Genomic DNA, 24,809 nt, shown 5'->3' on the forward strand with positions numbered 1-24,809 from the left:
CGAGGTGCGGCGCCGCCGCCCGTGTGAGCGCCGCCCGTCCCAGAGCCGCCCCGTGTCGGCGCCGCCGGTGTCAGCGCTGTGTGATGGGATCTGCGCGTGCCGTTGACCCTCCGCTCTCCCGCGCCACCGGCCGCGTGGCCGGTGCCGGACGACGACCAGCGGCGGGTCCTGGAGCACCGCGGGCCGGCCCTCCTCGTGCTCGGGCCGGCAGGCAGTGGTCGGACGACGACGGCGCTCGCGGTCGTCGCCGATCGCATCGACAGCGGAGAGGTCCGGCCGCAGGACGTCCTGCTGCTCGCGCCGACCCGTCGCGCGGCAGCCCGGCTGCGTGACGCGCTCTCGGCCAGGCTGCTCCGGACGACCGGCGTGCCGATCGTCAGGACACCCGCCGCCGCGGCGTTCTCGGTGCTCCGGGCGCGTGACGCACTGCTCGGCGACCCGGCGCCGACCCTGATCAGCGGTCCCGAGCAGGACCTCGTCCTGGCCGAGCTCCTGGCGGGCCACGCCGAGGCCCAGGGCGTCGACATCGCGTGGCCGCCCCGCGTGCCTGCGCAGGCGCTGGGCCTGCGGGCCTTCCGCGACGAGCTGCGCGACCTGCTGATGCGCGCGGCCGAGCGTGGGCTGCTACCCGCCGACCTCGAGGCGCTGGGCGTGCGTCACGCGCGACCGGAGTGGTCCGCCGCCGCCCGGCTGTACGCCGAGTACCTCGACGTGACCCGGCTGCGCGCCGCCACCCCCGACGCCGGTGCGCGCTACGACGCCGCCGTGGTCGTCGACGAGGCCGCCGATGCCCTGGAGACGTGGGATGCCGACCTGCCCGGTGCGACCCGTCCCCGGTGGCGCCTGGTGGTGGTCGACGACTACCAGGAGTCCACCGCCGCGACGGTGCGGCTGCTGCACGTCCTGGTGGCCGACGGCGCGGCGCTGGTCCTGCTCGCCGACCCGGACCTTGCGGTCCAGACGTTCCGTGGAGCGCAGCCGGGCCTCGTGGCGGAGGCGACGGTCCCGACAGGCACCGGTGGGCTGGGCGCCTTCGGTGCGGACCAGATGGTCCTCGGTCGGGTCTGGCGGCACGGCCCCGAGCTGCGCCGGGTCGCGCGGCAGGTGACCGACGCGATCCATGGGACCGTTCGACGCCAGCGCACGGTCGGGCCGGCGACGGATGCGGCCGGTGACGTCGCCGTCCGGCTGCTCCGGTCGCCGGCGCAGGAGGCGGCCTGCATCGCCTACCTGCTGCGCGCGGCCCGGCTCGAGCACGGGCTGCCGTGGAGCGAGATGGCCGTCGTGGTGCGGTCGGGCGCCCAGGTCGCCGAGCTGCGACGCGCGCTGCTCGCCGCCGCGGTGCCGGTAGCGGTCCTCGGCAGCGACGTCCCGCTGCGTGCGGAGCCCGCCGTCCGCCCGTTGCTGCTCGCCCTGGCCACGGTGCTCGAGCCGGACGGTTTGACCGCCGACCGGGCCGCCGAGCTGCTCACGTCACCGCTCGGTGGGCTGGATGCCGTCGGTCTGCGCCGGCTGCGCCGGGCGCTCCGCTCCGAGGAGATCGCCGGCGGCGGGGTCCGGACGAGCGACCCGCTGCTCGTGGATGCCCTGGCCGGTCCGGAGCGGTCCGTGACGCTCCCGGCGACGGTCCGACGCGCGGTGCAGCGGGTCGCGCGGGTGCTCGCGGCCGGTCGTCAGACCGTCGCCGGCTCGGGTGCGACAGCGCTCGACGTCCTGTGGTCGCTGTGGTCGACGGCGGGCCTGGCCGAGGCCTGGCGCCGGACCGCGCTGACCGGCGGGTCCGCAGGTGCGCGCGGTGACCGGGACCTCGACGCCGTGCTCGCGCTCTTCGCCGCGGCCGAACGGTTCGTCGACCGGATGCCGCAGGCGTCGCCGTCCGCGTTCCTCGAGCACCTGCAGTCCCAGGACCTGCCCGCGGACACCCTCGCGGCGCACGGCGACCTCGCCGAGTCGGTCGCCCTGCTCACCGCGGCAGGCGCTGCCGGAGGCCAGTGGGACCTCGTCGTGGTCGCGGGCGTGCAGGAGGGGGTGTGGCCCGACCTCCGGCTGCGCGACTCGCTGCTCGGGGCGCAGGACCTCGTCGACGTGCTCACCGGGCGCGGCGCGCGCAGCCACGGCGCGGACGGCTTCGCCGCCGCGCGCGCGGCGGTGCTCGACGACGAGCTGCGGGCCTTCGCCGTCGCTGTCTCGCGTGCACGCCGCTGCCTGGTCGTGACGGCGGTCAGCGACGCCGACCACCAGCCGTCGCCACTGCTCGATCTCGTCGAGCCCCGGCCGGAGACGGTCGACCCGCTGCGGCAGTACACCCTTCTGCCGGACGACCTGCGGCTCCGCAGCGTGACCGGGGACGACGACGCACGCCGGATCACTGTGCCGCCTGCGCTCGACCTGCGCGCCGTCGTGGCGGGCTGCCGGGTCGAGCTCGAGTGCGCGCCGGAGGGCGAGGTCGACGCCACGCACCCGGCTGCCGTGCTGCTCGCGCGGCTTGCCGCGGAGCAGGTCTGCGGGGCCCTGCCCGACCAGTGGTACGGCGCGCCGGAGCTCAGCACCGAGGCCCCGTTGTGGCCGGCCGACGCCCTCGTGCCGCTCTCGCCGTCCAGGATCGAGTCGGCCGACACCTGCGCGCTGCGCTGGGCCCTCGAGGCGGCCGGCGGCACGGCCGCGAGCTCGGGCGAGCAGTCCCTCGGGACGCTCGTGCACTCGATCGCCGCTGAGCTGCCCACTGCGAGCCGGGCCGAGCTCGCCGCGGCGCTGGATCGTCGGTGGGGTGAGCTCGGGCTGCCGGACGGCTGGACCGGGGCCGTCCAGCGGCGCCGTGCGGACCGGATCATGACCCACCTCGCGCAGTACCTGGCGGGTGCGGACGAGGTGGTCGCGGTCGAGGCGGCGTTCACCGCCCAGATCGGACGGACCGTCCTGCGTGGCTCGGTCGACCGGCTCGAGCGCGTCACCGGCGCCGACGGCGGCCCGGACCGGCTCCGCGTCGTCGACCTCAAGACCGGCAAGACCCCGACGCCCGCAGCGAAGGCGACGCACAACGCGCAGCTCGGTGCCTACCAGCTCGCCGTCGACGCGGGTGCCTTCGACGACCTCCTCGACGGTGGCGGCCGCGACGAGCCGGGCGGCGCACCTGCTCCCGCGGCCGGTTCGCCTGCTCCCGCGGCGGGTTCGCCTGCTCCCGCGGCCGGCGAGCGCAGCGCGGGCGCGTCCCTGGTCTTCGTCGGCACCGGCAACCAGAACGTCGCCCTGCGCGACCAGACGGCCCTGGCACGGGACGCCGAGCCGGGCTGGGCGCTCGACCTGCTCGACCGGGTGGTGACGACGGTGTGCGGTTCGGCGATGTCCGCGACGCAGAACGACCTGTGCGCGATGTGTCCGGTTCGGCGTTCGTGCCCGCTGCAGGTCGAAGGGCGCGTGGTGGGCCGATGAGCGTCGACGCACGGGTCGAGGCTCCGCTCGACGCGATCGGCATCGCCGCGCTGCTCGGCAAGGCCGACGTCCCCTCCGCGGAGCAGGTTGCGGCCACGCAGGCCCCGCTGGAGCCGTTGCTGGTCGTGGCGGGCGCGGGCTCGGGCAAGACCGAGACGATGGCGGCCCGGGTGGTCCACCTCGTGGCGAACGGGCACGTCGCACCGGACCGTGTGCTCGGCCTGACCTTCACCCGGAAGGCCGCCGGGGAGCTCTCGCAGCGGGTCCGTGATCGGCTGCGTGCCCTCGAGCGCGCCCTGCGGGTCGACGGTGTCCGGCCGGCCTGGGTCCAGGACGATCACGGCACCGCCTTCGTGGTGCCGACCATCTCGACGTACAACGCCTATGCCGCCGGGCTGGTCGCCGACCACGCGCTGCGGATCGGCGTCGAGCCGTCGGCCCGCCTGCTCAGCGAGGCGGCCCGCTGGCAGCTCGCGCACGACGTCGTGGAGCACTGGTCGGCCGACCTCGGTGTCGACAGCGCCCCGTCGACGATCACGAAGGCAGTGCTGAGTCTCGCCGGTGAGCTCGCCGAGCACCTCGTCGCACCGGATCGGCTGCGGTCGACAGCTCAGGAGATCATCGAGGCGATCGCTGCGGTGCCGCACGCGGCACCGGGTGTCAAGCCCCTGAGCAAGCACCTGGTGCCGGTCAGGGAGGTCGCGGGCTCGCTGGCCCTGCGCGCGTCGCTGGTCGACCTCGTCGAGGACTTCACTGCCCGCAAGCGGGCGGCGGACGTGATCGACTTCGCCGACCAGGTGGCACTGGCCGCGCGGCTCGCGCGGGAGGTGCCCGAGGTGGGCGCGGGCGAGCGAGCCCGGTTCGGTGTCGTGCTGCTCGACGAGTACCAGGACACCTCGGTGGCCCAGCTCGTGCTGCTGCGCCACCTGTTCGGGGACCGGGCGAGCGACGGGCCGGGGCACCCGGTGACGGCCGTCGGTGACCCGCACCAGTCGATCTACGGCTGGCGGGGCGCGAGCGCAGGCGGGCTCGAACGCTTCGGGGTCGAGTTCCCCCGGCGGGACGGGACACCAGCAGCCGAGCTCACGTTGTCCACCTCCTGGCGCAACGACCGGGCCGTGCTCGGTGCGGCGAACCGGGTCGCTGCACCGCTGCGGGAGGCGGCGACGATCCCGCTGCCGGAGCTCGTCGCCCGGCCGTCGGCCGGGCCGGGCGCGGTCAGGATCCAGTTCCACGTGACGGCACAGGACGAGGCGGTCGCGGTCGCCGAGTTCGTCGCCGAGCACCGTGCCCGCGTGATGGCGGCCCGGCTCACGGCAGCCCCGGCGCCGCCGGTCCGAGCGGCCGCGGCCGAGCCCACACCGGGCACCCGACGGACCGGGCGGCGTCCGGTCGCGCCGGTCGCACCCGTCACGGCTGCGGTGCTGTGCCGCAAGCGCTCGCAGTTCCCGCTGCTGCACGCCGCGCTCCTGGCTCGCGGTCTGCCGGTCGAGGTCGTCGGCCTGGGTGGTCTGCTCACGACGCCCGAGGTCGTCGACCTCGTCGCGGCGCTCGAGGCCGCCCACGACCCGTCCCGCGGAGACTCGCTGATGCGGCTGCTCACCGGGCCGAGGGCCCGGATCGGGCTGGCGGACCTGCATGCGCTCGCCGACTGGTCGGGCGAGCTCGCGCGTCGGGCCGGGCTGCCGGGGCGCCGTCGGGTGACCTCTCACGTGGGCAGCGACCCGACGACGGGCCGGCCCGTGCCGGGCGAGGCGAACCGTGTCGTCGAACCGGACCGTGTCCTCGAATCGGACCGTGTCGTCGAACCGGACCGTGTCCTCGAAACGGAACGTGTCGTCGAACAGGACCGTGTCCTCGAACCCGATCCGATCGACGAGCGGAGCATCGTCGACGCGCTCGACGACCTGCCGCCCGAGACGTGGGTCAGCCCGGCCGGCAGGGCGCTGTCACCGGCCGGCAGGGCTCGGTTGGCGGACCTCGCGGGTGTGCTGCGCAGCCTGCGGAGCCAGACCTTCCTGCCCGTGGTCGATCTCGTGGTCGAGGCCGAGCGGCTGCTCGGGCTCGACATCGAGGTCGCGGTGGCACGCGCGCGGGACGGTGCAGACGCACGGCACGACGTCGGTGCTGCGCGAGCCCATCTCGACGCCTTCAGGTCCGTGGCGGGCGGTTTCGGGGACGGCAGCGACACGGCGACGCTCGGCGCGTTCCTCGCCTGGCTCGACGCCGCTCAGCAGGAGGAACGTGGGCTCGAGTCCCCGGTGACCGAGATCGACCCGCATGCGGTGCAGATCCTGACGGTGCACGCCGCCAAGGGGCTCGAGTGGGACATCGTCGCCGTCCCCGGTCTCGTCGAGGGGACGTTCCCCACCGGTGCGCGCTCGTGGGGCTGGATCAAGGAGGCCGGTGCCCTGCCGACGCCGTTGCGTGGCGACCAGGCCGACCTGCCGTCGTTCCGGGTCGACGGCTGCGCAGACGTGGCGGAGCTCGCCGCGCGGATCGCGAGCTTCCGGGACGACCACGAGGAGCATCACCGTCGCGAGGAGCGCCGGCTCGCCTACGTCGCGTTCACGCGGGCCAAGTCGCACCTCCTGCTGACCGGGTCCTGGTGGCGCGGCGGGGCGCGTCCCGTCGAGCCCTCGGCGTTCCTGCTGGAGGTCATGGAGTCCGAGCCGGGCACCGTCGACCTGGGGCAGTGGGCACCGGACCCGCGGACCCCGGACGAGAACGGCATCGTGCCCCGGCCGGTGCCGCCGGTCCCGGCCGAGCAGGCGCCCGTGCTCTGGCCGTCCGCTCAGGTCTACGACGACGAGCGGCACGCCAGGCTCGAACGTGCAGCGGCGGCCGTTCGCGCTGCAGCGGCCGAGCTCGCCGTCTCCGGGCCCGGACGACCAGACCCCTCGCGCCGCGGCGGGCTCGACGACGTCGCGGACCTGCTCCTCGACGAGCGGCGCCGTGGTCGGGCCGAGCGGTCGGACGTGGCCCTGCCGGCGCACCTGTCGGCGTCGGCGGTCGTGCGGCTGGCCGCAGACCCGGACGGGTTCGCCCTCCAGCTGCGCCGCCCGGTCCCGCTCGAGCCCTCGACCCGCGCCCGACGCGGTACGACCTTCCATGCCTGGGTCGAGCGGTACTTCGGCGCCGCGACCCTCGTCGACGTGGACGCGATGCCCGGCGCCGACGACGAGAGCGTCGGTGGGGACCCCGATCTGGACGCCCTGCAGCGGGTGTTCCTGGCCTCGCCGTGGGCCGGTCGGTCACCTCTGGCCGTCGAGGTGGACATCGAGACGCCGGTCGGCGGTGTCGTGCTGCGGTCCCGGATCGACGCGGTGTTCGCCGAGGGCGACGGCGTCGTGGTGGTCGACTGGAAGACCGGGCGTCCGCCGGCCGATCCGGCCGTGATCCGGACCAGGGAGATCCAGCTCGCGGTGTACCGACTGGCCTGGTCGCGGTGGAAGGGCGTGCCGCTCGACCGGGTGCGCGCAGCGTTCTTCTACGTCGGCTCGGGGCAGACGGTCCGACCCGAGCGCCTGCTGGGTCCGCAGGAGATCGAGGCGCTGGTCGGGTTCGGCGCGGCGGGTCAGCGCACCTGAGCCGGCCGGTCGTCGTCGGGCCGGCTGTCGTCGTCAGGCCGGTGGTCGTCGTGAGGCTCGCCGCTCGTCCCGTCGTCGAGCCCGTCGTCAGGCACCACGTCGTCACGAATGGCGTCGGCCGGCGCCGCGTCGTCAGGCATCTCGTCGTCCGGCACCGCGTCATCGGGCGCCACGTCGGCCGGAGCCACATCGTCAGGCGCCGCATCGTCGGGCGCCGCATCGTCGGGCGCCGCGTCGTTCGACACCTCGTCGTCCGACACCTCGTCGTCATCGCCGACGTGATCGACGCCGTCCTCGCGCACGTCGTCGTCGCGCCCGAGGACCGAGCCCCACCGGCCGGTCGTCCTTCGCGCGGCGACGGGGGCCGGGGCGGGCGGCGCGGTGTGCCCGTCGAGCTCGACGAGCATCGCCGTCGCGTCGTCGATGATCGCGGCGTCGTCCGCCCGGACGCCGTGCAGCAGCCACCGCGCGAGGGCGAGCTCACCGGCGAGCAGCGCCCGGTCCGCCAGGTGCCGGTCGGTCAGCTCGGTGCGCCGCAGGTTGTAGGCCTCGAGGATCGGGTCCACGGCCTCGTGCGGGGCCGCGACGAGCAGCCAGGCGAGATCGTCCGCGGGGTCGGCCACCTTGGCCTCCGACCAGCCGAGGATCCCGGTCGGCGCCGTGCGCGAGCAGAGCACGTGGTCGGTCGAGAGGTCCCCGTGCACGACAGTCGGCTGGAAGCGCCACAGGGCGACGTCCTCGAGCGCGTGCTCCCACCGACGCAGCAGCGTGGCGGGCACGTGCCCGGTCCGCGCGGCCTCGTCGACCTCGGACAACCGTCGCCGGCGGTAGGCCTCGGCCTCGTAGACCGGCAGCCCGGCGTCCTCGATCGTGGCGTGGGGCAGCTCGTGCAGTGCGGCGATGGCCCGGCCGACCGCCGCCGCGAGCCCCGGTCCCGGTCCGAGCAGCTCGAGCTGGAGCGGGTGTCCGGGCAGCTGCCGGTGGACGACGGCACGGCCCCCCTCCGGCAGGTGGGCGAACCCGGCGGCCCGGGGGACGTCGAAGGGCAGCCGTCCGGCGTCGACATGCACGGCCAGTGCCGCGAGCAGGGCGACCTCGGCCTCGAGGGCAGCCCCCGCTGTGGCATCCTGCGGCGCCTGGACGACCCAGCGCCCGCCGGCGGCATCGACCACGATCGCGGTGTCCACCCCCACGCCGGAGTGGGTGGGCCGTCGTACGTCGTAGGCGTCGAGGCCGGTGACGGCGACGGTCGCGAGCGCTGCCAGGGCGAGCGGTGAACGGGGCACGGGGCAACGGTAGGCGCCCACGCGCGGGACGGACGCGACGACGGCCGGGCGTGTCCGGTTTCCGCTGGCCTCCCGCGTCCCGGCCGCCGTGCGACGACGGCCGACGAGCCGGCGCACGCGACCCCGACGGCGCCGTACCGTTGCGCTCGTGGACTGGACCCGGCTACCGCTCGCCCGCGCCTCCGTCGATCGCGCGGCGCACCGACGTGGCGAGCCCGACCTGCTGGACCGCGCCTGGGCGGACCCCCGGACCGCCGTGCTGTTGATCGCCGGTGGGCGCCTGCTCACCCGGGTCACCGACCTCGGCGGTCCGGCGCTCGACCTTCAGACCACTGCCGAGGTCGAGGGTCTGCGCACGCCGGACTCGCTGGTTCTCTTCCTCGGCCAGGACGCGCTCCTCGGCCAGGACGCGCTCCCCGGGCCGGACGCGATCCTCGGCGCGGACCTGCTCCTCGGGCCGGGTGCGCCGGCCGGGGAGCACGACGGAGGTACCCGGTACCTTGCGCTCGTCCTGCCGGATCCGCCCGAACCCGGCGGCGTGGACCTCGAGGGCGTCGAGCCGCACGGTGTCGCGGAGCTCTTCGACGGTGCGACCTGGTCGACCCTGCGTGATGTCGGCCACGCCCTGCCCGACCGTGACGCGGGGCTGGCCACGGCCGCGATCGGGCTCGCGGCGTGGCACGAGCGGCACCCGCGGTGCCCCCGCTGCGGTGCGCCGACGCTGCCGGCCGAGGCCGGCTGGACCCGTCGGTGCACCGTCGACGGCAGCGACCACTACCCGCGGACCGACCCCGCGGTGATCATGGCCGTGCTCGACGACGCCGACCGGATCCTGCTCGGCCACGCGGCGCACTGGCCGGAGCGGCGGTTCTCGACCCTCGCGGGGTACGTCGAGCCGGGGGAGTCCCTCGAGGGTGCGGTGCGCCGTGAGGTGGCCGAGGAGTCCGGCGTCGTCATCGGCGGCGTCTCGTACCGGGGCAGCCAGCCATGGCCGTTCCCCGCCTCGCTGATGCTCGCCTTCGTCGCGCACGCCCGGACGACGGACGTCGTGGTCGACGGCGTCGAGCTCACCGCGGCCCGGTGGTTCACCAGGGCCGAGCTCGCGCAGGCGGTCGCCGACGGCACGGTCCTGCTACCGATGCGGACGTCGGTCGCACTCACCCTGATCGAGGACTGGTTCGGCGGACCCGTGGGTGGGAGCTGGGCCTGACCGGTCAGCCGAGCCGTCGCTGGACCTCGGCGAGTGACGGGTTGGTCGCGGCCGAACCGTCCGGGAAGACGAGGGTCGGCACCGTCTGGTTGCCACCGTTGACCCGCTCGACGTACGCCGAGGCGTCGGGGTGCTGCTCGATGTCGACCTCGGCGAAGACGACGCCGGCAGTCGTCATCTGCGACTTGAGCCTCGAGCAGTAGCCGCACCATGCCGTCGTGAAGATCGTCACGGTACCGGCGGGGGGCAGTGCGGTGGCGTCGATCATCGAGGTCCTCACGTCGGTTCCGGTGTCGTGGACCTAACGGTGCGCGCACCCGGATGCTTCCCGTCACGTCGGTCCACATCGGTGGTGGACCCGCTCGGAGGTGTCGGCCGTGTTGGCGGTGCCTGACACACTCGGTGCTGATGTCTGCCGACGAGCTCCTCGAAGCCCTTGACCCCGACCAGCGTGCGGTCGCCCTCGCACTGACCGGGCCCGTGTGCGTCCTCGCCGGTGCCGGGACGGGCAAGACCCGCGCGATCACGCACCGGATCGCCTACGGGGTGCAGACCGGGACCTACGCGCCGACGAGCGTGCTCGCGGTCACCTTCACCGCGCGTGCCGCGGGCGAGATGCGGACCCGTCTGCGCGAGCTCGGCGTCGTCGGTGTCCAGGCGCGCACCTTCCACGCGGCGGCCCTGCGCCAGCTGTCGTTCTTCTGGCCCCAGGTGGTCGGCGGAGCACCGCCGCGCATCCTCGACCACAAGGCCCCCGTGGTCGCCGAGGCCGCGGCGCGGCTCCGGCTCTCGGTCGACCGCCTCAGCATCCGTGACCTCGCCGCCGAGATCGAGTGGTCCAAGGTCAGTCTGGTCACGGCCGACGACTACGTGCGGGCGGCGACCGCGACCGACCGTCCGCCGCCGGCCGGCTTCGACCGGGCCGCGGTCGCCCGGCTCATCGCGTCCTACGAGGAGGCCAAGGACGCGCGTGGCGTGATCGACTTCGAGGACGTCCTGACCATCCTCGGCGCGATGATCGAGAACCGCCGCGACGTCGCCGACGCCGTCCGCTCGCAGTACCGGCGCTTCGTGGTCGACGAGTACCAGGACGTCTCGCCGGCGCAGCAGTACCTGCTCGACCAGTGGCTCGGCGGTCGCACCGAGCTGTGCGTCGTCGGGGACCCGAGCCAGACGATCTACTCGTTCACCGGCGCGACGCCGTACCACCTGCTCACCTTCGGCCAGCGGCACCCGGGCGCGACGGTTGTCCGCCTGGTGCGCGACTACCGGTCGACCCCGCAGGTCGTCGCGCTGGCCAACCGGCTGATCAGCGGATCCCGGCAGCGTCGTCAGTCGGGTGCGCTCGAGCTCGTCGCGCAGCGTCCGACCGGTCCCGCCGTCGGCTACACGGCGTACGACGACGACGAGGCGGAGGCTGCCGGGATCGCGGCCCGGATCGCCCGCCTGATCGCCGGTGGCACCTCGGCTCGGGAGATCGCCGTCCTCTACCGGACCAACGCCCAGTCCGAGGCCTTCGAGCAGGCGCTGGCCGAGGCCGGTATCGGCTACCTCGTGCGTGGGGGCGAGCGGTTCTTCGGGCGCAAGGAGGTCCGCGACGCCATCGTCCTGCTCCGTGGGGCCGCCCGGTCGATGAACGACGAGCCGATGCCGACGGCCGTGCGTGACGTGCTCTCCTCGGCGGGCTGGTCCCAGGAGCCGCCGGCGGCTCGCGGCGCCGTGCGCGAACGCTGGGACTCGCTGCAGGCCCTGGTGGCCCTGGCCGACGACCTCGCTGCACGTCCCGTACCCGACCAGGTGGCGTCGGACGTGGGCAGCGGCCGTCAGGCGACCCTCGTCGACCTCGTCGCCGAGCTCGACGAGCGGGCGTCCGCCCAGCACGCGCCGGCAGTCGACGGGGTGACTCTCGCGTCCCTGCACGCGGCCAAGGGCCTGGAGTGGGATGCCGTGTTCCTCGCCGGTCTGAGCGAGGGCCTGATGCCGATCTCGCTCGCCGAGACCGACGCCGCCGTGGCCGAGGAGCGACGCCTGCTCTACGTGGGTGTCACCCGCGCCCGTGAGCACCTGGAGCTGAGCTTCGGGCGGGCGCGCAACCCTGGCGGACGCGCGGGGCGCAAGCGCACCCGCTTCCTCGACGGCATCTGGCCGGAGGGCGAGACCCGGCGTCGGGCCGGGACGGCCGGCCGGGTCACGGCCGCGCCGTCCCTCGACGACCTCGACCCGGCCCTGCTCGAGGCCCTGCACGAGTGGCGGCGGCAGGTCGCGCTCGCGCTGGATCGGCCGGCCTGGACCGTCCTGGTCGACGCGGCGCTCGAGGGCATCGCCCAGCTGCGGCCGACGACGGTCGCCGAGCTCGCGCGGGTGCGGGGGATCGGTCCGATGAAGATCAACCAGTACGGCCCGTCGCTGCTCGCGATCGTCGCCGGCCGGCGCTGACCCTCCCGCACCCCGCACGGACCCCTCCCGCACCGCGCACGGACCCCTCCCGCACCCCGCACGGACCCGGACGCCTCGACGATCCAGGACCTGGCAGAAGTTCTCCGAAGTTCTGTCGGTTATTCGGTTGTGTCCTCGCGCTGACCGGGCCTAGGGTTCGTGTCGTCCTTGTAGGAGGTCTGGCCGAGAGGCTGGAGCTGAACCGGAAGGGGGTGGGTGATCTGATGAAGACCAAGACTCTGGTGCCGTTCGCTGCGAACGCAGCGAGCTTCGTGCCGCGTCCTGCCGCGCCCATCTCCGCCCTTCTTCAGGGGACGGGTGTGCCCGCAGGCGTTCGCGCCGCATGGCGCCGGCGCGATGCGCGCAGCACCGCCCCCACCGAGCACGACTCCGCACGGGAGGCGTTCCGGGTCTGACCGACCAGGAGCCCATACCAGGCCGCGGAGTCCACTCGGGACCCGCGGCCTTCTTCATGTCCTCGCCCGTTCGGGCGATCAGCGAAGGCAGCCGGTCCCGGCACCGAATCACCAGCTGATCACTCCGGACCCAGGAGGACATCGTGCGGCTCACGACGCTGCTCGACACGTTGAACCAGGGCGGATCCGGCCCCTGGCCCACCCCGTCCAGCACCACCGCCCGGCCCACCGAGGCCGAGACCTTCGACCAGCTGGTCGCCACGCTCATCCCGTGCCGCGAGTACGACGCCGAGCTGTGGTTCGCCGAGTCGACGTCCGACGTCGAGCTGGCCAAGTCGCTGTGCCACGAGTGCCCGATCCGACAGGGCTGCCTCGAGGGTGCCATCGCCCGCGAGGAGCCGTGGGGCGTCTGGGGCGGCGAGGTCTTCATCGGTGGCGTCGTCGTCGCGCGCAAGCGCGGTCGCGGGCGTCCCCGCAAGGACGAGTTCTCGGCGGCCTGACCCCCCACCCGGCGGGGTCAGGCCACCGGGCCTGGCCCGCGGCACCCGCAGTCGGGGTGCGCGGGCCGGGCGACCCGTCGCGGCAGGAGGTCCGGCAGCCGGATCTCGAGCGACGCGCCCACCACGGCACTGGTCCGCCCGTCCACGTGGGCCAGCACCTGCGCTGCCCCGAGGGCGGCCGCGACCGCCGCCATCGAGGTCTCCTCGCTCGGCCGCCTCCTCCCGCGGCCGGCGAGCTGGGCGGCGACCACCGCCCACGCCGGGTCGCGACCGGCCCGGTGCAGGTCGGCGCACCGCAGGCAGGCCGAGTGCCCGGGCACCACCAACGGACCCACGAGCACCGACGCCTCACGCACCACGATCGAGAGGTGCGGGACGTCGTCGTCCATCAGCGTCCGGTACCGCACCGGATCGGCGACGTCGTGCTCGACGACGACGGCCAGATCGACAGGCTCCCGGCCCGGGCCGGTCGTCCGGACGTTCGGCGCGGCATCGTGCACCACGCGCGCCGCGGCAGCGGTCCGCTGAGCCCCGATGTCCTGAGCGGTCAGCCCGCCCGCGCCGACGTCGTCCGGGCCCACCAGGCGGTCGTCGTCCAGCTCGACGACGCCGACCCCGCCGGCGGCGACGATCGCGGCCAGCCCGGTGCCCAGCCGACCGAGCCCGGTGACCCGGACGGTGGCCCGGGCGCGGTACGTCAGCACCGCAGAACCGTCACCGTCGGCGCTCAGCAGCGACCATGTGGCCGCATCGGCCGACCGGTCGTTCGACGGGCCGTCGATGAGCAGTCGGGCCGCCCGCAGGTGGTCCACCAGGGTCTCGACCTCGGCGGACGGGACGCCCTGGCGGGCGAGGCCGGCGCGCAGCGCGCGGATCTCCGTCCCGGCCGTGAGCCCGCGCAGCGCCTGTGCGGCGCACGGGCTGAGGTCCGTGACCGTCGTCGCCCATCGTGGGTCGGTGCCCAGCTGGACCTGCGTCGGGCTTCGCCACAGCACAGCCAGGCCGGGTCGCAGCCGCACCGTGCACCTCCTCGCCCACGTGGCGGGCGCCACCGGGCAAGCCTGGCCGAGACCGGGCCCTGGCGGTCGTTGTCCACAGTGCCCGGTACACGAAAGGCGGCCCCGTCGGGGGCCGCCTTTCGAGGTATGACGAGTGAGCTCAGGCCTTGCCGAGGATGCGGTTCAGCTTGGTGCCGCACACCGGGCAGATGCCCTTGGCCATCTTGCGACCGTTGGCCACGACGACGTCGCCCTCGGCCTCACGCTTCTCCTTGCACTTCACGCAGTAGAACTCGCCCTTGTAGGTCTCGGCCATGAGGTATCTCCGTTCAGAAGGCTTTCGCACCGGACGTGATCGACCCGGCCACCGTCGATGAGCGGCGATCAGGGGTCGATCGTGCTCATCGGTCACCGGACAGCGTAGTGCTCAGGCACGGGACTGTCCGTTCGAACGACGCTCGGCGCGCCGTGCGCGACGCCCCGACGGCCGACGGTTCGCGTGCGGCGGGCGTGCTGCGGCGCGACGCGGACCGCCCGGACGGGACCGATGGCGCACATCTGAGGGTCAGGGCGGCTACCGTGCTGCCGTGCACGCGCAGCCAGCAGGAAGGCCGTCGCTCGAGGTCGCCGTCGCGGCGGCCCTCGGGACGGTCGAGGTGCGCCGCAGCCGACGCCGGGTCCGCACGGTCACCGCGTTCCGTGAGGGCGGCCGGACCGTCGTCGCGATCCCGGCCCGGTTCACCAGGGCGCAGGAGCGCGAGTGGGTCACGCGGATGGTCACGAAGCTCGCGTCCCAGGATCAGCGCCGCCGGCCGTCCGACGGCCAGCTCGCCGCCCGTGCTGCCTACCTGTCCACCCGCTACCTCGGCGGCCTGGCGAAGCCGACGAGCGTGAGCTGGTCGTCCAACCAGGGCCGGCGCTGGGGCTCGTGCACGCCGTCGGACGGGACGATCAGGATCTCCGACCGCGTGCGGGGGATGCCGCGCTGGGTCCTGGACTATGTGCTCCTGCACGAGCTCGCGCACCTGTTGCGCGGTGGCCACGGGCCGGAGTTCTGGGTCCTGCTCGAGGCGTACCCGCGGACCGACCGGGCCCGGGGCTTCCTCGACGGCCACGCCTTCGCCTCCGAGCGACCGGCAGACGACGACCTCACGTCGATGGACGACGAGAGCGACCCGTCGGGCGATGAGGGCGACCCATCGGACGACGGTGTCGCTCAGACCGACGTGGGGCCGCCCGACTGACCCGGGCCGGCGTCCGTCACGGGCCCGTGACGCCGGCGCCCGGCTCGTCGCCGAAGATCTCCGCAAGGGCGCGGTCGACGTCCGCCAGCTCGCTGGTGGCGGCGGCCCGCCGGCCCGCGTAGCCCGCGATGTCGTCCAGGTCCAGCGCGGTCGGCAGCAGGTCGGGGTGGTCCCAGACGGCGTCGCGCGCGCTCGGACCGCCGTCGGCGGCGATCTGCGCGAGGAGCCGGGCCGCGTCCCGCGACCGCCGGGGCCGGAGCTCGAGCCCGACGAGCGTCGCGAAGGTGTCCTCCGCTGGACCGCCGGCGGCTCGCCGGCGGCGCATCATCTCCCGTAGTGCGACGGTGTGCGGCAGGTGGGGTGTCGCGGCGGCCGCCGTGACCTCGTCGACCCAGCCCTCGACGAGAGCGAGGGCCGTCTCGAGGCGCAGCAGCGCAGCCTGCTGCTCGGGGGTCGAGCCGAGCGCGAAGACGCCGCCGGACAGTGCCTCCTGGAGCGCGGCCGGGTCGGTCGGGTCGATCGAGCGGACGGCGTCCTCGAGCGCGTCGGTGTCGATCGTGATCCCGCGGGCATAGGCGCCCACCGCGCCGAGCAGGTGGCCGCGCAGCCAGGTGACGTGGGTGAACAGGCGCGCGTGCGCCGCCTCGCGCAGCGCGAGGAAGAGTCGGACCTCGTCGGCCGGGATGTCGAGACCCTCGGCGAACTGGGCGACGTTGCGTGGCAGCAGGGCGGTGCCTGGTCCGTCGAGCAGCGGGATGCCGATGTCGGTGCCGCCGAAGACCTCCCGGGACAACGTCCCGGCGGCGTGCCCGACCTGCATCCCGAAGACCGTGCCGCCCAGCTGGCGCATCATCTGGCCCGCGCCCGCGCCGGGGTGCGCCTCGTCGCTGTCCTCGACCCCGAGCTCGCCCCCGCCGAACGCCTCGGGAGCCTGGCCCGCCAGGGTCGTGGCGAGCGCGTCGGCGACGGAGACGGCGATCGGCTCGGCGAGCGTGCGCCACCGTCCGATGGTGTGCTCGACCCACTCCGAGCGGCTCCAGGCGCGCACCGGCCCACCGGCAGGTGGCAGGTCGGTCGCGGAGTCGAGCCAGAGCTCGGCGACCGAGAACGCGCTGACGACCTCACGGCGCTGCGCTTCCCCGACGGACGGGTCACCCTCGGCGACCGCTGCCTGGCGGGCGAGGTCGTGCGCGAGGTCCCAGTTCACCGGCCCGTCACCGGAGGCCGCGAGCATGCGCTGGATCTGCCCGAGCACCTGGCCGAGGGCAGCCGGGTCGTTCGGCAGGCCGGCGGCCGCTGCGAGCGCCGTCAGGTCGAGCGGGGCGCCGTCCGCCCCGGTCAGGCCGAGGCCGGCCAGCCCGCCCCGCTCACGGAGCTCCTCCAGCACGGCGTCGGCGTCCGGCCCGAGGATCTGGCGCAGGAGCTCTTCCCACTGCGGGGGCACGTCTGGCGCGCCGTGGTCGTTGTCAGCGGGCGGCGTGCTCATCGGGTTGCTCCTGAGACGATGGGCGAGATCGGTCAACCGTAACCACTTGCGACGGGTCCGAAGGGTCGTGCGACGGCGATGAGCAGGCAGGTTCGCTCTGAGCGCAGTCAGGCGCGCACCGATGCGCGCGACGACGCCCGTGCACGGGACGGCGCCGGGGACGACGGCGCGGCCGGCGCGGGCGACGTCGTCGTGCTCGGCCGTGGCCCGATCGCCGCCGCGGTCGTCGCGCGGCTCGCGCTCGACGCGGGTGGTGCCGTGCGCGCCCTGCCGGACCTGCCCGAGCTCGCGCCGGAGGCGGCGCTGGCCGGCGCGCGCGCTGTCGTCCTGGTCGCCGACGACGCGGACCTGTCGGCCCTCCGCCCCGGGACCGCCGACCAGCGGCGGGCCGCGCTCGTCTCGCTCGCGCAGCGCACCGTGGCCGGTGCGCGGACGGCGGGTGTCCGGCAGGTGGTCGCTGTGACCTCTGCGATGGTCCACGGCGCGCAGCCCGACCGCCCGGTGATCACCGACGACGAGGCGCCCCCGACGGCACCCGGTGACGGGCACGTCGGCGATCTCGTCGCGGTCGAGGCGGTGCTGGCCAGGGCGGCCACGCGACGGGGTCCCCGGATGCCGTCGATCATGGTGCTGCGGCCGGCCGCCGTCGTCGGGCCGGGCGTCGACACGCTGGTCACACGGCACTTCGCGGCGCCGCGGGTGCTCGCGGTCAGGGGTGTGGAACGCGACTGGCAGCTCGTCCACGTCGAGGACGTCGCGTCGGCCGTCGAGCTCGTCGTGCGGCTCGGCTGGTCGGGCGCCGCGACAGTCGCGGCGCAACCGCTGCTCAGCTCCTCGGCCGTCGAGCGGTTGGCCGGCATGCGCCGGATCGAGCTTGCCGCGGTGACGGCCTTCGGCACCGCCGAGCGCCTGCACCGGGTCGGCGTCCTGCCGGTGCCCGCCGCCGAGCTCGCCTACGTCGTCTACCCGTGGACGGTCGACCCCGCGCGGCTGCGCGCTGCCGGGTGGACGGCGACGCACGACACCGAGGAGTGCCTGCGCGTGCTGCTCGCCGGGGTCCGGGGTCGGGTCGCGCTCGCGGGGCGCCAGGTCGACGGGCGCGACGTCGCCCTCGGCGCTGCGGGGGCGGCCGTGGCGCTGCTCGGTACGGCCGCCGTGTGGCGCCAGGCGCGGGCCCGGCGTCACGGTTGAGCCGTCCGGAAGGGATGATGTCCCGGTGACGCACGTCCTCGAGCCGCCCCATGGCCCCGACACCGAGCCCTACCCGCGGCCGGCCACGCCACCGACCGGGCCTCCAGCCGGGGTCCTGACCCCGCGTGCCATCACCCTGTCGGCCGCCACCGTCCTGACCTCGCTGCTGGTCGCCGGGGCGTCCCTGCTGCCGGTGCCGTACGCGGTGACCGGTCCCGGGCCCACCCGCGACACCCTCGGCGAGGTGGACGACATCTCGCTCATCTCGATCAAGGACGCAGCCACCTACGAGCCGACCGGCAAGCTGCTGCTGACGACGGTGTCGGTGGCCGGTGGGCCGGACTACCCGGTCACCCTCGTCGACGTCCTGGCCGGCTGGCTGGACCGCACCCGCTCGGTCGCGCCGGTGGAGACGATCTTCGAGCCGACGGAGTCGCGCGACGACATCGACGCACGCAACCAGGCAGCGATGATCTCCTCCCAGGAGAACGCCACGGTCGCTGCTCTCGAGGAGCTCGGCTACGAGGTGCCGACGGTCCTGAACGTCGCAGGCGTCGCGGAGGGCACCGGGGCCGAGGGCGTCCTGCTCGAGGGCGACGTGGTCGTCGCTGTCGACGGGCACGACGTCCCCAGCTTCTCCGAGCTGAGCGCCTGGATGGACGACGTCGAGCCGTCCGCGACGGTCGCCATCGGCGTGGACCGCGACGGGGTCCGCCAGGACCTCGAGGTCACGACGGTGGACGACGGCAACGGCAAGGCCCTGCTCGGTGTGTTCATCGACCCCGTGTTCGACCTGCCGGTGGACGTGACGATCGCGATCGAGGACATCGGCGGGCCGAGCGCCGGCACCATGTTCGCGCTCGGGATCATCGACCTGCTCACCGCGGAGGACGAGGCCAACGGTCTGACGATCGCGGGCACCGGCACGATGGACCTGACCGGTACGGTCGGCCCGATCGGCGGGATCCAGCAGAAGATGGCCGGTGCCGCGCGTGACGGTGCCACCTGGTTCCTGGCGCCGCAGGACAACTGCGACGAGGTCGTCGGCAACGTCCCCGACGACCTGCAGGTCGTCAAGATCGGGACCCTTGCCGAGGCGCGCGCGGCGGTCGCGGCCATCGGCTCCGGCGACGGCGGATCGTTGCCCACCTGCTCCTGAGCACGGACCTGCTCGGGAGCTCGGACCTGCTCCTGAGCTCAGACCTGCTCCTGAGGTCAGGGCGGCGCGATCCTCACAGGAGTGTCGCGGCGACGGCCTCGACGAGCCCGGGCACGAGGTCCGGCCCGCCCGCGACGGCGTCGTCGACGTCGTTCGCCCTGGTCCGCACGGCGCACCACGAGCCACCGGCCCGCAGCACGCCGACGGCCAGGCGCACGTCCTGACGGTCCGGGTGCGCCATGAGGTACTCCAGGGCGGCATCGGGCTCGGTCGGCATCGCCTCCTCGGCTGCCGACGGCAGGACGACGCGCTCGACGACCACGGCGACGCCGTCGACGGTCGCCGGCCACGACAGACCGGCGAGCAGCTCCTCGAGGCTGGTCGCTGCGGGAAGCCCCTCCTGCTCGACCGCCGTGAGGTGGTGCGCGTCGTCGGCGGCCTGGCTCAGGACCTCGGGTGCCAGCTGGGTGGCGAGCGTGGGCTCGGCTGCCAGAGCCTGTCGAGTGCTGACCAGGGCGAACACGCGCACGGGTCCGTCCCAGCCACCGAGGGCGACGTGCCGCTCGATCTCCTGCACGGCCTCGGCGAGTCCGCGGTCGGCGGCCGGGAGGGGACGGGCCGGTGTCGTGGCGGGGCCGTGGTCGTCGTTCTCGCTCATCGGCCCATGGTCGCAGGTCGTCGCACACGATCGGTCGGCCCGACCGGCCCGGCGGGCGGTCCGATATGGGAACCTGGGGCCACGCAGGGACGTTCTCCTGCTGACCCCGCGAGCGGCGTACGGCCTGCCGTGCCCGCGACGCGAGACCTGACGTGCTGACGATCTGAGGTAGTGACCCGTGAGCTTCACACCCACGCCCCGACCAGCCGGAGCCCTGCGCCCCGCCCGACGCCGCGGGGCCCTCGGCCCGACGATCGTCGTCCTGGTGGCGCTCGGCATCCTTCTGGCCATCACCGCTCAGGTGTGGACCGAGGTGCTCTGGTTCGACCAGCTCGGCTACATCGAGGTGCTCCGGACCGAGTGGATCACCCGCGGGCTGCTCTTCGTCGGAGGTTTCCTGATCATGGGTGGGGCGGTCTTCGCCTCGCTGTCGGTGGCCTACCGCACGCGACCGGTCTACGCGCCGTCGACGCCCGAGCAGGCGTCGCTCGACCAGTACCGCGAGATGATCGAGCCGCTGCGCCGCCTGGTGATGATCGCCGCCCCGGCCGTGCTCGGCTTCTTCGCCGGCGCGGCGGCGTCCTCGCAGTGGGACGCGGTGCTGCTCTTCCTCAACGGTGGCGAGTTCGGCACCGTCGACCCGCAGTACGGGCTCGACCTGTCCTTCTTCGTCTTCACCCTGCCTGCGCTGCGCTTCCTCGTGTCGTTCCTGATGGCGGTCTCGGTGATCGCTGCCATCGCTGCCATCGCGACCCAGTACCTGTACGGCGGCCTGCGGCTGGGCGGCACCGGGGGGGACCGGACCTCGCCCGCCGCGCGCGTCCAGCTCGGCCTGACCGCCGCCGTCGTCATGCTGCTCATCGGGGCCAACTACTGGCTCGACAGGTACTCGCTGCTGACCAAGGCCGGCGACCTGATCCAGGGTGCTTCGTACACCGACGTCAACGCCGTCCTGCCGTCCAAGGCGATCCTCACGGGTGTCGCCGTCCTGGTCGCGGCGCTCTTCGTGATCGCGGCCTTCCGCGGCAACTGGCGGCTGCCGGCGATCGGCGTGGGTCTGATGGTGCTGTCCGCCGTCGCGATCGGCGGTATCTACCCGGCAGTCGTCCAGCGCTTCCAGGCCGAGCCGAACGCCCAGGAGTTCGAGGCCGAGTACATCCAGCGGAACATCGATGCGACGCGGACAGCCTTCGGCCTGGACGACGTCGAGGTCACGCCGTACGACGCCGCTCTCGAGGCGGAGGCAGGTGCGCTCCGCGAGGACGCCGAGACCACCGCGAGCATCCGGCTGCTGGACCCGGCGATCATCAGCCCGTCGTTCCGCCAGCTCCAGCAGAACAAGCAGTACTACGACTTCCCGGACACCCTGTCGGTGGACCGCTACGAGATCGACGGCGAGAGCCGCGACACGGTGATCGCGGTCCGCGAGCTCAACCTCGACGGGTTGGACGCCGGGCAGCGCACCTGGGTCAACGAGCACACCGTCTTCACGCACGGTTTCGGGGTCGTCGCCGCCTACGGCAACACGACGGCAGCCGACGGTCGGCCGGCGTTCTACCAGGGCGGCATCCCGTCCACGGGCTCGCTCGGCGACTACGAGCCGCGCATCTACTTCGGCCAGACGATGCCCGAGTACTCGATCGTCGGCGCACCGGAGGGCACCGACCCGTGGGAGCTCGACTACCCGGATGACGCCGCCGGTGGCCAGGTCGACACCACGTTCCCGACGCAGGAGGTGCAGGCCGGCCCGAGCATCGGCAGCATGTGGAACAAGCTGCTCTACTCGCTGAAGTTCGGCTCGGAGGAGATGCTCTTCTCCGACCGGGTCACCGACGAGTCGCAGATCCTGTACGACCGGGACCCGCATGATCGGGTGGCCAAGATCGCCCCGTACCTGACGCTCGACTCGCGTGCCTACCCGGCCGTCGTCGACGAGCGGGTCGTGTGGATCATCGACGGCTACACGACGTCCGACCACTACCCGTACTCGAAGTCGCGGCCGCTCGACGACGTGACCTTCGATGCCCTGACCGCGAGCTCGGAGACCATCGCCGCCCTCGCCCCGCAGGAGGTCAACTACCTGCGCAACTCGGTCAAGGCCACCGTCGACGCGTACTCCGGCGAGGTCACGCTCTACGCCTGGGACGACCAGGACCCGGTCCTGGCCGCCTGGTCGGAGATCTTCCCGACGTCGATCAAGCCGATGACCGAGATCAGCGGCGACCTGATGAGCCACCTGCGCTACCCCGAGGACATGTTCAAGGTCCAGCGCGAGCTGCTCGCGACGTACCACGTGGACACGGCGGCGGAGTACTACTCGGGCCAGGACTTCTGGCAGAACCCCGAGGACCCGATCACGGCGAGCCTCAAGCAGCCGCCGTACTACCTGACCCTCAAGATGCCGACCCAGGACGAGCCGACGTTCTCCCTGACGTCGACCTTCATCCCCGGTGGTCAGACCGACCGCAACGTCCTGACCGGCTTCCTCGCGGTGGACGCCGAACCAGGGAACGAGGCCGGCGTCCGGCGGGACGACTACGGACAGCTGCGGCTGCTCGAGCTGCCACGCAACACGACGGTGCCCGGACCGGGCCAGGTGCAGAACAACTTCCGCTCCAACCCGGAGGTCTCGCAGAGCCTGAACGTCCTGCAGCTGGGCAACTCGACGGTGGTCAGCGGGAACCTGCTGACCCTGCCGGTCGGTGGCGGCCTGCTCTACGTGCAGCCCGTCTACGTCCAGTCCTCGACCGGCACCACGTTCCCGCTGCTGCAGCGGGTGCTGGTGTCCTTCGGCGACCAGATCGGCTTCGCCGAGACGCTCGAGGAAGCGCTCGACCAGGTCTTCGGCGGTGATGCCGGGATCGAGGGCGTGCAGCCGGGCGAGGACGCCGAGCAGGTGCCGGACGCTCCGGTCGAGCCGACCACCGAGCCCACGGCCGGGCCGACGACCGAGCCGACCGCCGGGCCGACGACCACGCCGACCACGGAGCCCGTCGACCCGGGCACGCTCGACGCGCGGGGCCGCCTGGACGCCGCCCTGACCGAGGCGCAGGCAGCGATCGTCGACGGCCAGGCCGCACTGGCCGACGGCGACTTCGCGGCCTACGGTGCGGCGCAGGACCGTCTCCAGGCCGCACTGGAAGCTGCGATCGCCGCCGAGGCCGACCTCGAAGGTTGACAGCCCAGGCGGCCGGGCCGGCCGCCCGCCGGGCTCGACGCAGGAGCGGGGAGGGTTCGTGACGTCATCCGTCACGGGCTTTCCCCGTTTGCGCTGCAGGCGAAGCGATTTGCCCGTGGGGCAGGGGCAACGTATGGTTACGGAACCGACGCGGGGTGGAGCAGCTCGGTAGCTCGCTGGGCTCATAACCCAGAGGTCGCAGGTTCAAATCCTGCCCCCGCTACAAGTGAAATTGCAGGTCAGAGGCCCTTTCTCCCTTCGGGGAGGGAGGGCCTCTGGCGTGGTGGTCAACGGATGGTCAACATGGCTCGCCGCCGAACCGGCGCGGACGGCGCCGATTCCAGGCGGACGTTGGACCAGGAGCTGACGCCGGGCGCTGCGTAATGACGTCACATCGCGTACGCGCCGAGGGTGCCCAGGGGTCGCTTGATGCACGCGTGACAGGAGTCGGTCGAGCAAGCCTGCTGGACCCGCCGACGCGGGACGCCGACACGTTGGCCGGCGAGACCGCGTCGGCGGGGAAGTGGTGGAGCTCGGTGGCCGATACGTTGGGACGCGTGCTGCACCTGCTCGTTGACACGTCGACGTGGCTTGACATGTCCAAGCGGCGTGCCGGGCAGCGGTGGATCGTCGCCCTCCGCGTCCTCATCCACCAGGGCGAGGTCGAGTTGATCGTGCCCTCGCTCGTAGTCGATGAGTTCGAGCGGAACCGGGAGCGGATCGAGGCGTCAATGACGGCGAGCGTCGCACAGCGGTTCAAGCTCATCAGGCAAGACCTGGACGATTACGGGGGCACGGGCAGTGAGCACGCGTTCAAGGTCATCGAGGATCTCGCCCGCCATGTGCCGCTGATCGGCGCGATGACGACACGCAACTTCGATGAGGTGCTCGCGCTGCTGCGCGCCGGGCGGGTCGTCGAGCCGACCGACGCGAACCACCGTGCTGTGGTCGAACGTGGCCTCGCGAAGCAGGCGCCGCTTCACCGGTCGCGCAACAGCGTTGCAGACGCGTTGCTCATCGAGCTGTACGCAACCGCCATCGATGGCGCTGACCTTGCACGCGAGCCGCACGCGTTCGTCTCGTCGAACAGCGATGACTTCTCGCTGCAGAGTGGGGACAAGCGGCAGCCGCATCCCGACATCGCCGCAATCTTCGCGCCAGGCGGGTCGGTGTACGCGCTCGGCGTCGACGGGCTCAACCATGTCCTCCTCGCATACTTCGGGCCTGAGATCGACGAGCTGTTTGCTGAGACCGACTTCATCGAGGAGCCACGGCGCTTGGACGAGATCGCGGATGCCGAGAAGCAGCTGTTTGATCGCATCTGGTACCACCGCTCGCTCCAGCACGAGTACCGGTTGCAGGACGCCGGCGAGCGGGCCGAGGTCGAGCGGCTGCTCGCGATCGCTGTCTTGGGCCGGAAGCGCGTCGAGGAGACCTATGTGCAGCCCGGTGAGCTCGGGCCCTACACGGACTTCGAGCTCGGCATGCTCAACGGCAAACTCTCCGCGCTGCGCTGGGTCCTCGGCAGCGAATGGGACTTCCTCGATACGTAAGTGGTGAGCCGCTTCACCTCGAGCCCCTATTCGCTGCGGCCGCAGACCGGCCAGCCATCCAGTCGATCACCGGAACTCTCCGGCTGATGGGGGCCGGTTAGCCTCGATCTTTCACGGTGACGGCTGGCTTGCGGAGTCGGGCAGTTCTGGTGCCGTGTGTGCGTGATTCTGCTCTGTGGGTGTGACACGGCGTCCGGTGTCGTCCGGGGTGGGCGCCGGTTCCAGGGCCGGGGTCGGGCGGGGTCGTGGGGGCAGGGTCGCGGTCGCCGTCAGTCGGGGCGAGGTCGGCCAGTCTGCCCAGTCCGGTCAGGGTCAGCGTGGCCCAGGCTGATCGGGTGGACAGGTGCAGCCAGGTCCGTCGCCCGCTGCGGGCCAGGGTGGCTGCGATGGTGAAGACCCGGTAGCGCGGCTTCTTGGGTTCCCAGCGGCGGGCCTGGTGGCCGGTGAAGGCGAGCATCTGCATCCAGGCGGTGAT

General features: G+C 73.5%; 18 protein-coding genes and 1 tRNA gene. 12 read left to right on the top strand and 7 right to left on the bottom strand.

The genetic code is table 11. The features are described from left to right. Nucleotides 1-96: 96 nt before the first annotated feature. Both K415_RS0111100 and K415_RS0111105 read left to right on the top strand, forming a co-directional pair. Nucleotides 97-3,429: an ATP-dependent DNA helicase gene (locus K415_RS0111100; RefSeq protein ID WP_029663605.1), complete on the top strand. Its 3,333-nt coding sequence runs from the start codon at nt 97-99 to the stop codon at nt 3,427-3,429. Continuing rightward, on the top strand, nt 3,426-7,019 hold the full coding sequence (locus K415_RS0111105; RefSeq protein WP_024287127.1) for an ATP-dependent DNA helicase: 3,594 nt from the start codon (nt 3,426-3,428) through the stop codon (nt 7,017-7,019). Before K415_RS0111100 ends, K415_RS0111105 begins: the two co-directional genes overlap by 4 nt. On the opposite strand, the gene K415_RS0111110 is transcribed toward K415_RS0111105, so the two are convergent. Further along, nucleotides 7,007-8,305 (bottom strand): phosphotransferase, encoded by a 1,299-nt coding sequence (locus K415_RS0111110; protein ID WP_024287128.1) that lies wholly within the window; start codon nt 8,303-8,305, stop codon nt 7,007-7,009. The genes K415_RS0111105 and K415_RS0111110 overlap by 13 nt on opposite strands. 148 nt (nt 8,306-8,453) lie before the next feature. Here K415_RS0111110 and nudC point away from each other — a divergent pair, with 148 nt between their 5' ends. Continuing rightward, nucleotides 8,454-9,515, top strand: coding sequence for an NAD(+) diphosphatase (gene nudC, locus K415_RS0111115; RefSeq protein WP_024287129.1), 1,062 nt, complete (start codon nt 8,454-8,456; stop codon nt 9,513-9,515). A gap of 4 nt (nt 9,516-9,519) precedes the next feature. Here nudC and K415_RS0111120 read toward each other — a convergent pair whose 3' ends face one another. Beyond that, on the bottom strand, nt 9,520-9,783 hold the full coding sequence (locus K415_RS0111120) for a glutaredoxin domain-containing protein (RefSeq protein WP_024287130.1): 264 nt from the start codon (nt 9,781-9,783) through the stop codon (nt 9,520-9,522). A 140-nt stretch (nt 9,784-9,923) separates the two neighbouring features. Here K415_RS0111120 and K415_RS0111125 point away from each other — a divergent pair, with 140 nt between their 5' ends. The 3 genes from K415_RS0111125 to K415_RS0111135 all read left to right on the top strand — a co-directional run bounded on the left by K415_RS0111125 (nt 9,924) and on the right by K415_RS0111135 (nt 12,867). Continuing rightward, on the top strand, nt 9,924-11,951 hold the full coding sequence (locus K415_RS0111125) for an ATP-dependent helicase (RefSeq protein WP_024287131.1): 2,028 nt from the start codon (nt 9,924-9,926) through the stop codon (nt 11,949-11,951). Nucleotides 11,952-12,175: 224 nt separating this feature from the next. Then, nucleotides 12,176-12,367 (top strand): hypothetical protein, encoded by a 192-nt coding sequence (locus K415_RS0111130; protein WP_155859435.1) that lies wholly within the window; start codon nt 12,176-12,178, stop codon nt 12,365-12,367. Nucleotides 12,368-12,510: 143 nt separating this feature from the next. Next, nucleotides 12,511-12,867 carry a WhiB family transcriptional regulator gene (locus tag K415_RS0111135; protein WP_024287133.1) on the top strand — a complete coding sequence of 119 codons (357 nt, stop codon included), beginning with the start codon at nt 12,511-12,513 and terminating at the stop codon, nt 12,865-12,867. A 17-nt stretch (nt 12,868-12,884) separates the two neighbouring features. Here the strand turns inward: K415_RS0111135 and K415_RS0111140 are convergent, their stop codons facing one another. Both K415_RS0111140 and K415_RS24280 read right to left on the bottom strand, forming a co-directional pair. After that, nucleotides 12,885-13,886, bottom strand: a complete 1,002-nt coding sequence (locus K415_RS0111140; protein ID WP_024287134.1) for a ThiF family adenylyltransferase — start codon at nt 13,884-13,886, stop codon at nt 12,885-12,887. A 139-nt stretch (nt 13,887-14,025) separates the two neighbouring features. Beyond that, entirely contained in the window at nt 14,026-14,181 is a 156-nt protein-coding gene (locus tag K415_RS24280) for a DUF5679 domain-containing protein (protein WP_149204333.1), read from the bottom strand. Between the two features lie 271 nt (nt 14,182-14,452). Between K415_RS24280 and K415_RS21770 the strand changes: the two genes are divergently transcribed. Continuing rightward, on the top strand, nt 14,453-15,109 hold the full coding sequence (locus K415_RS21770) for a M48 family metallopeptidase (protein WP_024287135.1): 657 nt from the start codon (nt 14,453-14,455) through the stop codon (nt 15,107-15,109). Between the two features lie 16 nt (nt 15,110-15,125). Here K415_RS21770 and K415_RS0111155 read toward each other — a convergent pair whose 3' ends face one another. Beyond that, the gene (locus tag K415_RS0111155) at nt 15,126-16,595 is read right to left on the bottom strand and encodes a zinc-dependent metalloprotease (RefSeq protein ID WP_024287136.1); all 1,470 of its coding nucleotides are present in this window, start codon (nt 16,593-16,595) and stop codon (nt 15,126-15,128) included. A gap of 78 nt (nt 16,596-16,673) precedes the next feature. Here K415_RS0111155 and K415_RS0111160 point away from each other — a divergent pair, with 78 nt between their 5' ends. Both K415_RS0111160 and K415_RS0111165 read left to right on the top strand, forming a co-directional pair. Then, a complete protein-coding gene (locus K415_RS0111160; RefSeq protein ID WP_024287137.1) occupies nt 16,674-17,786 on the top strand; it encodes a hypothetical protein in 1,113 nt (370 codons plus the stop codon). A 25-nt stretch (nt 17,787-17,811) separates the two neighbouring features. Further along, the gene (locus K415_RS0111165) at nt 17,812-18,945 is read left to right on the top strand and encodes a PDZ domain-containing protein (RefSeq protein ID WP_024287138.1); all 1,134 of its coding nucleotides are present in this window, start codon (nt 17,812-17,814) and stop codon (nt 18,943-18,945) included. 73 nt (nt 18,946-19,018) lie between these two features. Here the strand turns inward: K415_RS0111165 and K415_RS0111170 are convergent, their stop codons facing one another. Further along, entirely contained in the window at nt 19,019-19,603 is a 585-nt protein-coding gene (locus K415_RS0111170) for a PPA1309 family protein (protein WP_024287139.1), read from the bottom strand. A 178-nt stretch (nt 19,604-19,781) separates the two neighbouring features. On the opposite strand from K415_RS0111170, the gene K415_RS0111175 reads away from it, so the two are divergent. The 3 genes from K415_RS0111175 (at nt 19,782) to K415_RS0111185 (ending at nt 24,334) form a co-directional block, all read left to right on the top strand. Further along, nucleotides 19,782-22,781: a UPF0182 family protein gene (locus K415_RS0111175; RefSeq protein WP_024287140.1), complete on the top strand. Its 3,000-nt coding sequence runs from the start codon at nt 19,782-19,784 to the stop codon at nt 22,779-22,781. A 149-nt stretch (nt 22,782-22,930) separates the two neighbouring features. Further along, nucleotides 22,931-23,004: transfer RNA gene (locus tag K415_RS0111180), tRNA-Met, on the top strand. A gap of 214 nt (nt 23,005-23,218) precedes the next feature. Then, nucleotides 23,219-24,334 (top strand): PIN domain-containing protein, encoded by a 1,116-nt coding sequence (locus K415_RS0111185; RefSeq protein ID WP_231494875.1) that lies wholly within the window; start codon nt 23,219-23,221, stop codon nt 24,332-24,334. Nucleotides 24,335-24,431: 97 nt separating this feature from the next. Here the strand turns inward: K415_RS0111185 and K415_RS24900 are convergent, their stop codons facing one another. After that, a complete protein-coding gene (locus K415_RS24900) occupies nt 24,432-24,797 on the bottom strand; it encodes a transposase (protein ID WP_081784978.1) in 366 nt (121 codons plus the stop codon). Between the last annotated feature and the right edge of the window lie 12 nt (nt 24,798-24,809).

Origin of the sequence: Cellulomonas sp. KRMCY2 (assembly GCF_000526515.1) — a bacterium.
GTDB lineage: Bacteria > Actinomycetota > Actinomycetes > Actinomycetales > Cellulomonadaceae > Actinotalea.

What these genes read in the sequence shown, in the direction of transcription:
- K415_RS0111125 (WP_024287131.1), top strand. Translation starts at nt 9,924, where the DNA reads ATGTCTGCCGACGAGCTCCTCGAAGCCCTTGACCCCGACCAGCGTGCG.
- K415_RS0111170 (WP_024287139.1), bottom strand. Translation starts at nt 19,603, where the DNA reads ATGAGCGAGAACGACGACCACGGCCCCGCCACGACACCGGCCCGTCCC.
- K415_RS0111155 (WP_024287136.1), bottom strand. Translation starts at nt 16,595, where the DNA reads ATGAGCACGCCGCCCGCTGACAACGACCACGGCGCGCCAGACGTGCCC.
- K415_RS24280 (WP_149204333.1), bottom strand. Translation starts at nt 14,181, where the DNA reads ATGGCCGAGACCTACAAGGGCGAGTTCTACTGCGTGAAGTGCAAGGAG.
- K415_RS0111105 (WP_024287127.1), top strand. Translation starts at nt 3,426, where the DNA reads ATGAGCGTCGACGCACGGGTCGAGGCTCCGCTCGACGCGATCGGCATC.
- K415_RS0111130 (WP_155859435.1), top strand. Translation starts at nt 12,176, where the DNA reads ATGAAGACCAAGACTCTGGTGCCGTTCGCTGCGAACGCAGCGAGCTTC.
- K415_RS0111120 (WP_024287130.1), bottom strand. Translation starts at nt 9,783, where the DNA reads ATGATCGACGCCACCGCACTGCCCCCCGCCGGTACCGTGACGATCTTC.
- K415_RS0111160 (WP_024287137.1), top strand. Translation starts at nt 16,674, where the DNA reads ATGAGCAGGCAGGTTCGCTCTGAGCGCAGTCAGGCGCGCACCGATGCG.
- K415_RS24900 (WP_081784978.1), bottom strand. Translation starts at nt 24,797, where the DNA reads ATGCAGATGCTCGCCTTCACCGGCCACCAGGCCCGCCGCTGGGAACCC.